The following is a 16103-nucleotide window of genomic DNA, read 5'->3' as shown; positions in this document are numbered from 1 at the left end:
ACAGTGGCTAATAGTGATAAAGAGAAAATCCGACTCTCGCAGACCACTAACACTGAAAGCACCACCCCGGCATAGACCCCGACCACTAACCCCAGAACCAACTACCCAGGCATAAACCCAGAACCACGAGCGCCAGCAGACCTCCCCCTCACGCCAATCCCCCCAACGCTACGCCCGCCGCCCCAAACCTCATACAGAAGGAAACCGCGCCCGCATGAACCCGATATAGTCCTGATCATCCAGGTTGCGGCGCGCCTTGATAAAGCCGCGCGCATCATCGCCGACAAGGTAGCGCAAGCGGTCAGTACCATCGGTCGCCGCACCGTGAATGACGTGCGCCACCTCTTCCGCCGTGATATTGCTCGCCGCCGCGAGATTAGCGAAGGCCTCGCTCGTGCGGCCGACAAAATTGTCGTAGTCCTTCAACGCGTCGCTGCTCGCCGCGCTTTGCGCCGACCGCTCGTTAAACCGCGTGCTCGTCACGCCGCCGTGCGGATCAACAAGCTTCACGCCGATGCCTTGCGACGCCAGTTCATACGACAACGCTTCAGAGAAGCCTTCCAGTGCGAACTTGCTTGCGCAGTAGAGCGAGATCATCGGCAGCGTGAAAATGCCCGCCCCCGACCCGACGTTCACGATCACACCGGACTTGCGCGCCCGGAAATGCGGCAGGACCGCACGCGTGACGTTCATCACGCCGAACACGTTGACGTCGAACTGCGTCTGGATGTCTTCCCGCGACAGCGCCTCGAACAACCCGTATTGACCATAACCGGCGTTGTTGAGCAACACATCGATCGCACCAAAGCGCGCGATGCCGGCATCGACGGCGTGTTGAATACTGTCGACGTCCTGCACATCCAGCTTCTCGACCAGCAGATTGTCCGCCTCAAGCGACGCGTCGGGATGACGCATCGTCGCGACCACGTTCCAGCCCTTCGCGGCAAACAACCCCGTGCTCGCCCGGCCGATACCCGACGACGCGCCGGTAATCAAAATCGTCTTGCTCATGGTTCTGTTTCCCTGACCGTTGATGACATGCGGACAAGGTAACAACCCATGATCGATGCGACAATACGCACAATATCGCACGGGTTAATGCAAGTAATCGAACAATGGAACAATGAACAAGACAGCGTTATCCGAACTGACATCGGTGGCGTCGGTTGCGGCACACCGCAGCTTTCGCGGCGCCGCGAAAGAACTCGGCATGTCGCCGTCGGCGCTGAGTCACGCGGTCGCCGCGCTCGAACAGCGCATGGGCGTGCGCTTGTTTCATCGCACTACGCGCAGCGTGTCGCTGACCGAAGCCGGCGAGCAGTTTCTCGCGCGCATCGGTCCCGCACTGCGCGAAATCTCCGCCGCAATGGATGAGGCCAACACGCATCGCGCAACACTGACGGGCACATTGCGCATCAACGCGTCGGAAGGCGCAGCGCTGCGGTTGATAAACCCTGTCGGCTATGAATTCCTGCGGCGTTATCCCGACATGAAGCTCGACATAGTGACGGACGCGCGGATGGTCGACATCGTCGCGGAAGGTTTCGATGCCGGAGTCCGGCAGATCGGCCACGTGCCGCAAGACATGATCGCCGTGCCTTGCAGTGCGGCGGTGCGCTTCCTGGTGGTGGGCGCGCCGGCGTATTTTTCCGATCGCACCCGGCCGATGGTGCCCGACGACTTGCGCGCGCATGAATGCATTCGCGCCCGCCTGCCGGGCGGCGCGCCTTACAAGTGGACGTTCGGGAAACACGGCGAGCGCATCGATATGGAGGTACCGGGCGCACTGACACTCGACAGCCCGCATCTGATGCTCGACGCCGCGTTTCACGGCGTCGGCCTTGCATGGATGAGCCAGTGGGCGGTGGCCGATCACATCGCCGCCGGCCGCCTCGTCAGCGTGCTCGACGACTGGTCCGAGCGTGCACCCGGGCTTTGTTTGTACTACCCCGGGCACAGGCATGTGCCGGCGGGATTGCGCGCGTTCATCGACCTCATTCGCGAGTGCACGGCGTCCGATCCTGATACGCCTGACTGACTTTCCAGCGCTGGAGTCCCTTACCGCCACCGGGGCGGCCGCTTCAACGAGACTAGCTCATTCCGGCAATCCGACCGCGCCGACAACTCCCCTCCGCCATACCAATTCTGGTATCGCAAATACCAAATAACTGATTGGACCGCCATGAACCCCGGCGCTACGCTTCACTCCGGTACGACCTGAACCAGTTGACCGCGCAAAAACGCATAAGCACGGATAAGCGTGGCAGTACCGAACATAAACACAAACAATCGGAGACAACCATGAGACATGCTCGACGCGCAGCCATTGGTGCGCTGCTTGGTGCTGCGCTATTGCTGGGCGCAAACCTGACCGCCCACGCCGATGACAGCAAGATCACCCTGGGTTTCTCACAGGTCGGCGCGGAAAGCGCCTGGCGCACGGCCAATACCGTTTCTGTCAAAAGCGCGGCTAAAGACGCCGGCATCAATCTGAAATTCTCCGACGCCCAGCAAAAGCAGGAAAACCAGATCAAGGCGATCCGCTCTTATATCGCGCAGAAAGTCGATGTAATCGCGTTCTCCCCGGTCGTGGAATCCGGTTGGGAACCGGTACTCATCGAAGCGAAAAACGCCGGGATCCCGGTGATTCTCACTGACCGCAATATCGATGTTAAAGACACATCGCTGTACGTGACCATGATCGGCTCGGACTTCCTCGAAGAAGGCCGCCGCGCGGGCAGATGGCTCGAAGAGCACTACAAGAACGACGCCGGTCCCATCAACATCGCCGAGTTGCAGGGCACGGTCGGCTCAGCGCCCGCCAACGATCGTCGCGCCGGGCTGCTGGAAGTGATCAAGAACGATCCGAAGTTCAAGGTCATCGCGTCGCAAAGCGGCGACTTCACGCTCGCGGGCGGCAAGCAGGTCATGGAAGCCTTCATCAAGACCTACGGCAAGCAGGTCAACGTGGTCTACGCCCATAACGACGACATGGCGCTCGGGGCAATCCAGGCGATGGAAGAAGCCGGCGTGAAGCCCGGCCGCGATGTGAGCGTGGTCTCGTTCGACGCCACCAAGGGCGGCTTCGAAGCCATGGTCGCGGGCAAGATCAACGTCGACGTGGAATGCAGTCCGCTGCTCGGACCGCAACTCATGACCGCGGTCAAGGAAGTGAAGGCGGGAAAAACCTTGCCCAAGCGCATCGTGACCGATGAAACCATTTTCCCGATGAGCGTTGCAGCGCAGGTCTTGCCACAGCGCAAGTACTGAGCCGCTGCAGTTGCGGAGAAAACATCTGACAAACGCGAGTCCGTCACATAAGGCGCAACAACGGCGGACTCGTTGCGCACTTTCAACCTCCCTTTTCGGCCTTCGTTCATGACCGGCTCGCCCATTCTTGAAACCATTGGCATCTCCAAGTCGTTCCCAGGCGTCAAGGCATTGCAGAACGTGGACTTCAGTTTGTTTCCCGGAGAGATTCATACGCTGATGGGCCAGAACGGCGCCGGCAAATCGACGCTCATCAACGTACTCACCGGCGTCCATGCACACGATGCCGGCGAGATACGGCTTGGCGGCGAAACCGTCAATTTCGCCACCCCGCTTCACGCGGAAGCGGCTGGAATCAGGACGCTTTATCAGGAAGTGAACCTGTGCCCGAATCTGTCCGTCGCTGAAAACGTGTTCGCCGGAAGGCAGCCGAAGAAGCGTGGTGCTATCGACTGGAAGACCATTCATGCACGGGCCGAAGCGGCGCTCGCCGACCTGAACGTCTTCCTCGATGTGACCAAATCACTCGATACCTATCCGATCGCCGTGCAGCAGATGGTGGCGATCGCGCGCGCAGTCTCGGTGGATGCGCGCGTGCTGATCCTCGATGAACCAACGTCAAGCCTTGACGACGGCGAAGTCGCAAGGCTCTTCGATGTGCTGCGCACGCTCAAGAAATCGGGCATGGCGATCCTGTTCGTCACGCACTTTCTTGAGCAAACCTACGCGATATCGGACCGCATCACGGTCATGCGTAATGGCGAACGTGAGGGTGAATATCTCGCCCGCGATTTGCCGGTGGAACTGCTCGTTTCAAAGATGGTGGGCCATGAACGGATGACCGAGCGCCTGAAGCGCGCGGCTGACGAACCGCCCGCGCACAAGGCCGCTGTGCCGCCGTTCTTCGAAATGCGCGGTGTAGGCAGACGCGGCGTCATGAATCCCGTTGATATCGACGTACAGCCCGGCCAGATCCTCGGGCTGGCCGGCTTGCTCGGTTCCGGCCGCACCGAAACCGCCCGGCTCCTGTTCGGCGCGGAGCGGGCGGATGCGGGCACCATGTCTATCGACGGTAAGCCGGTAAAGCTTCGTTCTCCTCGTGATGCAGTACGCCGTGGCATAGGGTATTGCCCCGAAGACCGGAAAAAGGAAGGCATCATCGCGGATCTTTCCATACGAGAAAACATCATTCTCGCGCTGCAAGTGCAACGCGGCTGGTGGCGCGCTATTGGCAAGGCAAAACAACGCCAGATAGCAGATGACTATATCGAGCGGCTGGGCATCAAGGCGCCCGATGCCGAACAGCCCATCGGACTTCTGTCGGGCGGGAACCAGCAGAAGGTCCTGCTCGCGCGCTGGCTTGCGACGGAACCGAAGATGCTGATCCTCGATGAACCCACGCGCGGCATCGACGTCGCGGCGAAATTCGAAATCATGGATCGCGTGCTGGCGCTGTGCGCGAAAGGGCTCGCCATTGTATTCATCTCTTCCGAGGTGAGCGAGGTCGTGCGCGTGAGCCATCGGATTGCAGTGCTGCGCGACCGGCGCAAGGTGGCGGAGGTCGAGGGACACGCGGCGTCGGAAGATCAGGTGTACAGACTCATTGCGGGAGGCAGCCGATGAACCGCATCAAAGCCGCTTTGCAACATCCTCTCGTATGGCCGGCCCTCACGCTCGTGCTGCTGATCCTGCTCGACCTGAGCCAGAACGCGCACTTCCTCTCAATCACGATGCTCGACGGCCACTGGTTCGGCGCGCCTATCGATATCCTCAATCGTGCCGCGCCGCTCGTGCTCGTCTCGCTCGGCATGACGCTCGTGATTGCAACGCGGGGTATCGATATCTCCGTCGGCGCAGTCGTTGCAATCGCCGGCGCGGCAGCCGCCAGCATCCTCGCCGACGATCCCTCGCGGGTCAGTGAAGCACTCGCCGCCGCGCTCGCAGTGGGCGTGCTCGCCGGCATGTGGAATGGCGTGCTGGTGGCGTTCGTCGGCATGCAGCCGATCATCGCGACGCTGATCCTGATGGTGGCCGGCCGCGGCGTCGCGCAGTTGCTCACGGGTGGCCAGATCATCCCGATCGGCGCACCCGGATATCTCATGGTCGGTGGCGGTTATCTGGCCCGCATGCCGTGTTCCGTGTGGGTCGCGGCCGGTGCGATTGCCGCAACCGCGCTACTCATGAATCGCACCGCGCTTGGCATGTTCATCCGTGCGATCGGTATCAATCCAGTGGCGACGAAACTGGTCGGCTTGCGCGCAAGCGCAATCGTGTTCGGGGTCTATACCTTCTCCGGGCTGACGGCGGCTATAGCAGGCATTCTGATCAGCTCCAATGTGCGCAGCGCCGACGGCAACAATGCCGGACTGTTGCTCGAACTCGATGCGATCCTCGCCGTCACGCTCGGCGGCACGTCGCTGCTCGGCGGGAAGTTCAGCCTCGCGGGCACCGTGCTCGGCGCGTTGATCATCCAGACGTTGACCTACACCACGTACTCCATCGGCGTGCCGCCTGAAGCCACGCTCGTCGTGAAGGCAGCGGTGGTGCTGGTAGTAAGCGTGATCCAGTCGGCCACTGCCCGCACGATCATCATGCGGCAACTGAAACGCGCCCTTGCCTACGCCCTGAAAAAGCCCCTTGCCGAGGCAGCAAAATGAGGAACCTTCTCGACCGCCTGGTCGATCCGCGTACATTGCCGATCGTCGTCACCATCGTTTTGTTCATCGCGCTCTTCGGCTTCGGCTCCGTGATGTACACCGGATTCTTCTCGCTGCAAGTGTTGCTCGGCCTGCTCGTCGACAACGCATTCCTGTTGATCGTCGCGATCGGCATGACGTTTGTGATCGTATCGGGCGGCATCGACCTGTCGGTGGGATCGGTCGTCGCACTGACGACCATTCTCTGCGCCGTATTCGCTGAACATCTGCACTGGTCGATATGGGTGATCGTGCCGCTCGTGCTCATGCTGGGCGCGTTGTATGGCGCAGCGATGGGCGCGCTGATCCACTTCTTCAAACTGCAGCCGTTCATTGTCACGCTGGCGGGTATGTTCCTCGCGCGCGGCACGTGTTTCCTGATCACCACGCAGTCGATCACCATTAACGACCCCAGCTTTCACGCGCTGTCGGGCTTTCACATCGATATTCGCGGCGCGTCGCTCACGGCCGGTGGCCTGATCGCCATCGCAACGCTTCTGCTCGCCATCTTCGTCGCGCACTTCACGCGCTTCGGACGCAACGTCTATGCGGTCGGCGGCAACGAACGTTCCGCGTTGCTGATGGGGCTGCCAGTGGCGCGCACGAAGGTCGGCGTGTATGCATTGAGCGGCTTCTGCTCGGCGCTGGGCGGCGTGGTGTTCACGCTGTATGTGCTCTCAGGCTATGGCTTGCAAGGCCAGGGCATGGAACTCGATGCCATCGCCGCCACGGTCATTGGTGGAACCCTGCTCACGGGTGGGGTTGGTTATGTGATCGGATCGGTCTTCGGCGTGGGCATTCTCGGGACCATCCAGACGCTCATTACGTTCGATGGCACGCTGAGTTCGTGGTGGACCCGTATCGTGATAGGAGCCCTCCTGTGTGCGTTCTGCCTGTTGCAGCGTGTGATCGAACGGCATGCGGCGCGGCGCAAATCGGATGGGACGGCATCGGGTGAACGAGCGGGATCGAAGCTAAAGCGGCGAGATGCGGTACGGCAACACGATGCGGCGAACAAAGCCGATCCCGTTGCGCTTGGATCCAGAAGTTAACGCGCCCCCGCCAAAAACACGCGCTGCAGTCGCCGTTCCCGTTGACAGCAGTAAGACATGTAAGACAGCACGACTGCTCTGCATGCTCTATAAAAGGGATAGGTCAGCGCGTCTTGCGAATCACCAAACAGGTCTCGAACGGGAGGCGCGTTCGTGCAAATGAAGCCTTGAAATAGCAAACGAATAGCAAACGGTAAGGAAAAATCGATGTCAGACGCAAAACGCCCGCTGCGCTCCGCCCAATGGTTCGGCACAGCCGACAAGAACGGTTTCATGTACCGAAGCTGGATGAAAAACCAGGGCATTCCTGATCACGAATTCCAGGGCAAACCGATTATCGGCATTTGCAATACGTGGTCGGAACTCACGCCCTGCAACGCGCATTTCAGGAAGCTCGCCGAGCATGTGAAGCGCGGGGTGTTCGAAGCCGGCGGATTCCCGGTCGAATTCCCCGTGTTCTCAAACGGCGAATCGAACCTTCGCCCGACCGCCATGTTCACGCGCAATCTCGCCAGCATGGACGTGGAGGAATCGATCCGGGGCAATCCGGTCGATGCCGTCGTGCTGCTCGTCGGCTGCGATAAAACCACGCCCGCGTTGTTGATGGGCGCAGCGAGCTGCGACGTGCCGGCCATTGCGGTAAGCGGTGGCCCGATGCTCAACGGCAAACATCATGGCCGCGATATCGGCTCGGGCACGGTGGTCTGGCAGCTTAGCGAACAGGTGAAGGCCGGCAAGATCACGCTGCACGAATTCATGTCGGCGGAAGCGGGCATGTCGCGCTCGGCGGGCACGTGCAACACCATGGGCACGGCGTCCACCATGGCCTGCATGGCCGAAGCACTTGGCGTTACGCTACCGCACAATGCGGCCATTCCGGCCGTGGATTCCAGGCGCTACGTGCTCGCGCATATGTCGGGCATGCGCATTGTGGAGATGGCGCTGCAGGATGTCCGGCTCTCGAAACTCCTGACGAAAGAAGCCTTCGAAAACGCGATTCGTGTGAACGCGGCGATTGGTGGATCGACGAATGCAGCGATTCATTTGAAGGCAATCGCGGGGCGCATTGGCGTGAATCTGGAACTCGATGACTGGACGCGCATTGGCCGCGGCACACCTACGCTGGTCGATCTGCAACCATCGGGGCGCTTCCTGATGGAGGAGTTCTATTACGCGGGCGGCTTGCCCGGCGTGATCCGGCGCCTGGGCGAAGCAGGCTTGCTGCCCCATCCCGATGCGCTGACGGCGAACGGCCATTCGTTATGGGAGAACGTGAAAGAAGCGCCTATCTACGACGAAGAAGTCATCCGTCCGCTCGACAAACCGCTCGTTCCTGATGGCGGCCTATGCATCGTGCGCGGCAATCTCGCACCCAATGGCGCGGTGGTCAAACCGTCGGCCGCGACGGCGGCGTTACTCAAGCATCGTGGCCGAGCGGTCGTGTTTGAAAACTTCGATGACTACAAGGCCCGCATCGGAGACCCCGAACTGGATGTGACGGCCGACTCCGTTCTCGTGTTGAAGAACTGTGGGCCGAAGGGCTATCCAGGCATGGCTGAAGTGGGCAACATGGGCTTGCCGCCCAAGTTGCTGGCGCAAGGCGTGACCGACATGGTGCGGATCTCTGACGCACGCATGAGCGGCACGGCCTATGGCACGGTGGTGCTGCACGTTGCGCCCGAAGCGCGTGCCGGCGGTCCGCTGGCGGTGGTGAAGGAAGGCGACTGGATCGAACTGGATTGCCTTGGCGGAACACTGCACCTTGACGTCAGCGATGCGGAACTCACCTCCCGTCTCGCTAATTGGGCCGAAGTGCAAACAGTTGCGATTGCGGATACGAGCGGGTATAGAAAGCTGTATGTCGATCACGTCCTGCAAGCTGACCAAGGCTGCGATTTCGATTTTCTCGTAGGATGCCGAGGTGCCGATGTGCCGCGGCATTCGCATTAATCCCGCACGTTGCGCACTACCGTTACGTACCACATCAACGAAGCTTTCTTTAAGGTCCAACCATGACAGAGCAAGTTGCGATAGGCATTGCCGGCGTCGGCAAGATCGCTCGCGATCAGCATTTACCCGCTATCGCCGGTCATTCCGGGTTCAAGCTCATTGCAGGGGCGAGCCGGAATGCGCGGATCGATGGGGTCCAGAATTATCAGAATGTCGAAGACATGCTGGCGGCGGAGCCGCTTTTGCAAGCCGTGTCGTTGTGTGCGCCGCCGCAAGTCCGTTTCTCCCAGGCGCGCGCGGCGCTTGAAGCGGGCAAGCATGTGATGCTGGAGAAACCGCCGGGTGCGAGCGTGACCGAAGTTACCGTGCTCGCTTCCTTGGCGCAGCAAAATCAATGCACCTTGTTTGCGTCGTGGCATTCCCGTCATGCCCCGGGTGTTGAAACCGCGCGTGCGTGGTTGGCCGGTAAAGAAATTACGGCGGTGAACGTCCTGTGGAAAGAAGATGTACGCCGCTGGCATCCAGGTCAGGAGTGGATCTGGCAACCGGGCGGCCTCGGTGTATTCGACCCGGGTATCAACGCGTTATCCATCATCACGCGTATCTTGCCGCATGCGTTTTTCCTCAAGTCAGCGGAGTTGTTTGTTCCGGCAAACCGGCACAATCCGATTGCCGCGAACCTTGATTTCAGCGACGCGCTTGGCACGCCAATCCGGGCGGAATTCGACTGGCGTTTTGGTCCGGAAGAATTGTGGCAGATTGAAGTGACCACCCGCGATGGTGTGTTGCATCTGGCTCAGGGCGGGAAGTTTTTAAAGATCGATGGGGAGGTGAAGGACATCGGACGGGAAAGGGAATATCCAAGCCTTTATGATCGATTCTTCGAGTTGATCTCGACCGGTTCAAGCGATGTCGATGTCAGTCCGCTTCAGCATGTTGCCGATGCGATGCTGCTTGGCGGCCGGCGTGAGGTTGAGAAATTCGAGGGGTAGGGAGGGGTTTGTTCGCGGGCGGTGGTCAGGGGTCTATGCCGGGGGTGTTGGGTTCTGGGGTAGCGGTCGGGGTCAGTGCCGGGTTGCTGCTTTCGGCCTTAGCAGTCTGCGTGAGTCGGATTTTCTCTTTATCACTGTTAGCCACTGTGCGTGGCGGCACGTCATTTCTTTGTCCAAAGCGACAAAGAAACGAAGCAAAGAAAACGCTTTCAACCACGCTACCCTAAGTGTCCACAGCGTGCAGTTTCTATTCATAGGTGCCCCAAAAGCACGGTGCTCGCCAGAGCGCCGGATGTGTGAACCCCTCCTTCTCGCGAATCCTGACACGAACACGCTTCGCCCCGTACGCTCTCGGGCAAGCACCATTTGCCGCCTCCATACTTTGGGACCCGTCCTGCCAGAGGATTGCTCTGACCGCGTGCAAACGAACTCGCGATTTGCAACTCACCTGGGAGACATACCCTCTCGTTTACCCGTGGCTGGAGCCCCTTAGGTAGCCCGTCTTTATATCGCTACGCGATATTCGCTTAGAAGAAAACAAGCTTTCGGCGCTAACGCGCCCGTGCAATTAAATTGCCGGAAACAAGGTATATTTGCCCGGTAGGTCTGCAGGTAATCCTTGGAGCGGCCTCTACCAGGCCACCAGGGAAAAACGTTCCCTGGAGAAATGGCATGGCAAATTGGACACCGGATCCAACGTTCTATCCCTCCCCGCGGATGGCCATGAAAGCCCCGCACGAAACCATCGCGTACGTCGCAAGCTTCGATCCAACACGACAGGTTCCAGACGCCATCGCCGTTATAGACGTAGACCCCGCGTCGGCCAGCTATTCACAACTGATCAGCAATGTTGCAATGCCCAACACGGGCGACGAACTTCATCATTTCGGCTGGAACGCCTGCAGTTCCTGCTTATGCCCAAATGCACCCCACCCCCACGCCGAACGTCGTTATCTGGTCGTGCCCGGCTTGCGATCGTCAAGAATCCATATCCTCGATACCAAGGCGGACCCGCGCAATCCTAAAATAGTACGCGTGCTGGAACCAAGCGAAGTCGCGGAGAAAGCGGGCTACACGCGCCCCCATACGGTTCACTGCGGACCCGAGGGCATCTACGTGGCCGCATTGGGGAATGCGCAGGGCGAAGCGCCGGGCGGCATTTTCCTGATGGACCATGAAACCTTCGATATTCGCGGTCAATGGGAAATAGATCGTGGTCCTCAGCAACTTTCCTACGATGCCTGGTGGCATCTCGGACACGACACCCTGGTCACAAGCGAATGGGGCTTGCCTGCTACATTCGAAAACGGCCTGGTGCCGGAAATCCTGCTAGGCGGCCAATACGGACACAAGCTGCATTTCTGGGACCTGCATACACGCAAGCATAAACAGGAAATCGATTTCGGCGCGGAAAACCAGCTCGTGTTCGAACTGCGTCCGGCCCACGATCCCACCAAGGCATACGGCTTCGTCAACTCCGTAATCAGCCTGAACGATTTATCCGCGTCGATCTGGACGTGGTATCGCGACGGCGACCGCTGGGCCGTCAAGAAGATCATCGAGATTCCGGCCGAGCCCGCCAACCCCGATCTGTTGCCACCCATGCTGAAAGGCTTCGGCGCAGTACCTCCGCTCGTTACGGACATCGACCTGTCAATGGACGACCGATTTCTCTACGTCGCGTGCTGGGGAACCGGCGACTTGCGGCAATACGACGTGTCCGATCCCTTCGCGCCGAAACTCACCGGGACCGTGAGGATCGGCGGGATCGTATCGCGCGAATCACATCCGAAGGCGGCCGGGCGACCCTTGAACGGCGGACCGCAGATGGTCGAGGTCAGCCGCGACGGCCGCCGCGTGTATTTCACCAACTCGCTATACGGCGCTATCGACGATCAGTTTTATCCCGATGGTCTCAACGGCTGGATGGTGAAACTCGATGCGTCGCCCGAAGGCGGTATTGAATTCGATCCGAGCTTCCTGGTTGAGTGGCCTTCCACGCACCGGCCGCATCAGGTGCGGCTCGAGGGCGGCGATTGCTCGTCGGACTCGTATTGTTATCCGTGAGCCGCGGCTCTCGCGAAGCGCTCACGCCGGGCACATCATGAACATGGCATGGGCGGGGACGGGCCACGTATGGGAGTGGCTCGCCATTGCAGGGCTCGGCGTCTTTCATGGAATCAACCCCGCCATGGGCTGGCTGTTCGCGGTCGCCCTCGGTCTGCATCGGCGTAGCCGGCTGGCCGTCCTGCTCGCGATCCCGCCGATGGCACTGGGCCACGCACTCTCTATCGGTATAGTCGCCGCGCTCGTGCTCACTACAGGGATGGTCGTGGACAGCCATCTTATCCGCATCGCAAGCGGTGTCCTGCTCGTCGCGTGGGCGGTGTATCAGGTTCGCTACGGACACCGGCACCGCGTGCGTGTTGGCATGACAACCGGTTTTGTCGGCCTCGTCCTCTGGTCGTTCCTGATGGCGACCGCGCACGGCGCAGGTCTCATGCTGATTCCAGCGCTGATCCCATTGTGCGGGTCCGTGGCAGGCCAATCATCCGGGCCCTTGCTGGTCTCGCTCGCCGCCGTTGGCCTGCATACGCTGGCCACCTTGCTCGTGACCGGGGCCATCGCGCTGCTGGTGTACGACTGGCTGGGCGTGGGCGTGCTCAGGCGCGGCTGGATCAACTTCGACAGGCTCTGGACCATCGGGCTCGCGGGCACCGGCGTATTGCTGATCGCCACGGCTTAGCAACCGAACGCCGGATTGCTCGCCCGGCTTCGGCAAGCGCCTGTCATTTCTCACTCGTGCGCCAAACCGGGCGACGGCTGCCAAGCGGCGATAATGCGGCTTGCGTAGCGAGCTTGTCTGACAGCCACGATCGGCTACGATTGACGTCCACGGCCTGCGAGACGCGTCTTCACTGCGGGTTTCGCCCGATCCCTATAGAGCATTCGCGCCTTCCCGGAACCACAACCGTTTTGTCACTGAGCGAAAACGACAATGAAAAAAACGCCCGCATATCCAGTAAGCAAAAAAGCTTTCAGTGTCGTTTCAATTCACGCATAGGCACAGGGCAATGGCTCAAAGCTCCTCGAACTGGTTCGTGCGCGCGCGCCTCAAGACGCGGCAGTTGATGCTGCTCGCGGCCATGGAAGAAGAAGGCAATGTCCGCCGCGCCGCCGATGTCCTCGGCATGACACAGCCGGCTGCATCGCGTTTATTGAAGGAGCTGGAGGACGTGCTGGAGGTGCGGCTTTTCGACCGCACGCCTTACGGGATGCACGCTACGCTGTACGGTGAAGTGATGATCCGGCACGCGCGCATGGTGCTCTCGAATCTGAGCCAGGCGCACGACGAGATCTCCGCGTTGCGCGCGGGACTCGTGGGTCAGGTGCAGATTGGCGCAATTGCCGCAGCCACCGCAACCATGGTGCCACTTGCCATCGCGCGCGTGAAGGCGCTTTATCCGCAATTGCAGATCTGGCTGCAGGTTGAGACTTCAGACGTAATGCTGCCGCTGGTTGCAGAGGGCCACCTCGACATCATGATCGGCCGCGTGCTCGAGCGACAGGGTCAGTTCAAGGATGCTGTGCGATACGAGCCTATTGCCGAGGAACCGCTTTGCGTGGTCGTGCGCCCCGGGCATCCGCTCGAACAGGCGACCGGCTTGACCATGCACGACATTGTCAACGCTGGCTGGGTTCTGCATCCTCCCGGTAGCGTGCTGCGGCACAGATTTGATATGGTGTTTTCGCAGATCGGCCTCAGTTCGCCGCAGAATGTGGTGAATACCAACAACATCCTCGCCATCTCCGGCATTTTGCTGCAGAGCGACATGCTCGCTGTGATGCCCGAAGAGGTCGCCCGGCAATACGAGGAATTCGGCACGCTCAAACGGCTGGCTATTAAACTGCCCTGCCGCATGGATGCATTCGGCATTATCACGCGGCAGACGCAATTATTGTCACCGGCGGCAACCGTTGTGCTTCGGGCGCTGCACGATGCCGCGCTCGAAGTGTATGGCGCGCGGCAAGATGCCATCGCTTAAGGCCTCTGCGCAACAAGGCACGCGAGGCCCTTAAGTTATATTGCAGGTCGATCCACCATTCACGGAGTGTTACTCATGATCATCGAAGAGAACAATCAGCTCATGCTGCGGCCACTCGAACGTACCGATCTCCACTTCGTCCACAGCCTGAACAACAACGCAAAGATCATGCGTTACTGGTTCGAAGAACCCTACGAAACGTTCTCTGAGTTGTCCCAGCTATACGATCGCCATGTCCACGATCTGCGTGAACGCCGCTTCGTCGCTGTCGACAAGACGGGCGAGACCGTAGGGCTCGCGGAATTGATCGAGCTTGATTACATCCATAGGCGCGGCGAGTTCCAGATCATCATTGCGCCCGGCGCTCAAGGCCAGGGCTATGCAACAAACGCAACCCTGCTCGCAACGGACTACGCGTTTTCCGTGCTCAATCTGCGCAAGCTTTACCTGATCGTCGATGTGTCGAATCAGTCGGCTATTCACGTCTACGAAAAGTGCGGCTTCAAACAGGAAGCGGAATTGATCGAAGAGTTTTTTGGCAACGGCCGGTATCACAATGCGTATCGCATGTGCATTTTCCAGCACGATTTCCTCAAACAAACGCAGGCAGCCAAGTAAGCGCGGGTTGGCGTCGGCGAGTGGATCAGGTTCACCCGGCCATTGTTTGCCGCGTCGCTGTTGTTGTCAGACGCTACGCTGGCGCTCGTGGTGGTGACAGGGTATTGCGCCGCCGCTTGAGCGCCTTAAGCCGCATGACCCGCGGCCTACACACGCGCAAGCGATTCCGCCCGTTCGTTCGACTGTGCCCGGCGCAACATTTGATGAGTCAGCATGACGTGTTGCCGGGCGAAACCGCGCGTCGTCAGATCCTTCGACACCAACTCCTGCTGCGAGCGACGAATTCGCTTCGTCGTGCCTTCAGGGTCGGCGCCTAGCGCGGCGACAGTCTCGCGCAGGCTTTGTGCATCGTGGACCGGTACGTATGAGACGGCGTCATCGGAGAAATAGTCGGACAGACCGCCTATGCCCGTTGCAACGACCGCCTTGCCGGCCGTCACCGCTTCGAGCAAAACCGTAATGCCCGATGCATGGTGATTGGGATGAAGCGGCACGACGATTACATCGGCCCATTCATAGAGCGCACGTTGCTGCGCCAACCCCGACACCGGCGCGACAACAACGTTATCCGCCCGATCAGAACGCGTGACTTTGCGCTGGGTCGCCAGCCTCGCGTTGAAGCGCGGATCGTTTTCAAACGCGGCCATGAAGGTCTGCCAATCGCGGTCGCGATCGTTACCAATGGCCGCCACGCGCAATGGTTCGTGAGGACGCCACTCGGACACGGGCTGCAAAGGGAAATCGTCGGTACTGACACCGTAGAGCACCACCGTTGCTTCGCGATTCCAGAATTTTTTCGTGAGCGCTGCGTTGTCGTGAGTCAGGGTCGTCAGCAAGCTCGCCTGGCTTAGCAGCCTCTTGAAGATCACGCGTTTTAACACGCCAAGCGATTCCCAGATGTCGAGCAGCCACACGCTTTGTGCAAGCAGAAGCGGCTTACGCGGACCACGTTTGAGCATCAGCAATAACGCCGCCGATAGATACTCGCGCTCCGTATGCGTCCAGATCACGTCCGCTTCAAGCAGCGCTGCGCGATTGCGAAATGTATGAACGAGATCGCAACCGAGAAGCGCTTTCAAGCCGCGTCGAATAGTGCGGAGAGCACGTCCTTCGGGATGATCGTGGGAATACGAAAGGGTCATCGATTCCGACTCGGCGTGGTGATAACCGTACAGGCACCCAACGTTCTCGTCCTTGCGATATATGCTTGGATCGACACCATAGTAGAGGTGAACATGAACGTTAGTCGACTCGTTTGCCACCGTGCTTTTCGCTCCCATATCTCCCCCGATATCAGCGCTTTCCCAAGCGCCTGACGCGCCGAAAGACGCATCGTACCGATGCACGGACACAGAGGGAACGCCCTGAAGCAAGACATTGGCGTTTGAGCGATGGGTAACCCACACAACGCGTTGCATCTGCGCTGCGTGTTCGGCAGCGCTCATAACGCACGCGCGGATTCTGCTATTTAACGCACGC

Annotated in this window: 13 protein-coding genes; 11 read left to right on the top strand and 2 right to left on the bottom strand. The window is 59.9% G+C overall.

What is annotated here, in order from left to right; translation table 11 throughout:
- Positions 1-189: 189 nt before the first annotated feature.
- Positions 190-1011, bottom strand: coding sequence for an SDR family oxidoreductase (locus HB376_RS34240; protein ID WP_213768105.1), 822 nt, complete (start codon positions 1009-1011; stop codon positions 190-192).
- 112 nt (positions 1012-1123) lie between these two features.
- On the opposite strand from HB376_RS34240, the gene HB376_RS34235 reads away from it, so the two are divergent.
- The 11 genes from HB376_RS34235 (at position 1124) to speG (ending at position 14624) form a co-directional block, all read left to right on the top strand.
- Complete coding sequence (locus HB376_RS34235; RefSeq protein WP_213768104.1) at positions 1124-2038, top strand: LysR family transcriptional regulator; 915 nt, start codon at positions 1124-1126, stop codon at positions 2036-2038.
- A 263-nt stretch (positions 2039-2301) separates the two neighbouring features.
- Positions 2302-3270, top strand: a complete 969-nt coding sequence (locus tag HB376_RS34230) for an ABC transporter substrate-binding protein (protein WP_213768103.1) — start codon at positions 2302-2304, stop codon at positions 3268-3270.
- Positions 3271-3378: 108 nt separating this feature from the next.
- Entirely contained in the window at positions 3379-4893 is a 1515-nt protein-coding gene (locus HB376_RS34225; RefSeq protein ID WP_213768101.1) for a sugar ABC transporter ATP-binding protein, read from the top strand.
- Positions 4890-5927: an ABC transporter permease gene (locus tag HB376_RS34220; RefSeq protein WP_213768099.1), complete on the top strand. Its 1038-nt coding sequence runs from the start codon at positions 4890-4892 to the stop codon at positions 5925-5927. Before HB376_RS34225 ends, HB376_RS34220 begins: the two co-directional genes overlap by 4 nt.
- Positions 5924-7018 (top strand): galactofuranose ABC transporter, permease protein YjfF, encoded by a 1095-nt coding sequence (yjfF, locus tag HB376_RS34215; protein WP_213768098.1) that lies wholly within the window; start codon positions 5924-5926, stop codon positions 7016-7018. Before HB376_RS34220 ends, yjfF begins: the two co-directional genes overlap by 4 nt.
- A gap of 207 nt (positions 7019-7225) precedes the next feature.
- The gene (locus HB376_RS34210) at positions 7226-8968 is read left to right on the top strand and encodes an IlvD/Edd family dehydratase (protein ID WP_213768097.1); all 1743 of its coding nucleotides are present in this window, start codon (positions 7226-7228) and stop codon (positions 8966-8968) included.
- 62 nt (positions 8969-9030) lie between these two features.
- The gene (locus HB376_RS34205; protein WP_213768096.1) at positions 9031-9960 is read left to right on the top strand and encodes a Gfo/Idh/MocA family oxidoreductase; all 930 of its coding nucleotides are present in this window, start codon (positions 9031-9033) and stop codon (positions 9958-9960) included.
- Positions 9961-10632: 672 nt separating this feature from the next.
- Positions 10633-12027, top strand: coding sequence for a selenium-binding family protein (locus HB376_RS34200; protein ID WP_213768095.1), 1395 nt, complete (start codon positions 10633-10635; stop codon positions 12025-12027).
- Between the two features lie 37 nt (positions 12028-12064).
- On the top strand, positions 12065-12706 hold the full coding sequence (locus HB376_RS34195) for a hypothetical protein (protein ID WP_255631723.1): 642 nt from the start codon (positions 12065-12067) through the stop codon (positions 12704-12706).
- Between the two features lie 328 nt (positions 12707-13034).
- Positions 13035-14006, top strand: coding sequence for a LysR family transcriptional regulator (locus HB376_RS34190; RefSeq protein ID WP_213768094.1), 972 nt, complete (start codon positions 13035-13037; stop codon positions 14004-14006).
- A 75-nt stretch (positions 14007-14081) separates the two neighbouring features.
- On the top strand, positions 14082-14624 hold the full coding sequence (gene speG, locus HB376_RS34185) for a spermidine N1-acetyltransferase (RefSeq protein ID WP_213768092.1): 543 nt from the start codon (positions 14082-14084) through the stop codon (positions 14622-14624).
- A gap of 146 nt (positions 14625-14770) precedes the next feature.
- Here speG and HB376_RS34180 read toward each other — a convergent pair whose 3' ends face one another.
- Positions 14771-15766 (bottom strand): glycosyltransferase, encoded by a 996-nt coding sequence (locus tag HB376_RS34180; protein WP_255631721.1) that lies wholly within the window; start codon positions 15764-15766, stop codon positions 14771-14773.
- Between the last annotated feature and the right edge of the window lie 337 nt (positions 15767-16103).

Origin of the sequence: Caballeronia sp. dw_19 (genome assembly GCF_018449515.1) — a bacterium.
Lineage (GTDB): Bacteria > Pseudomonadota > Gammaproteobacteria > Burkholderiales > Burkholderiaceae > Caballeronia.
The sequence above is the reverse complement of the archived record's forward strand: the minus strand, read 5'-3'. Positions and strand labels throughout refer to the sequence as shown.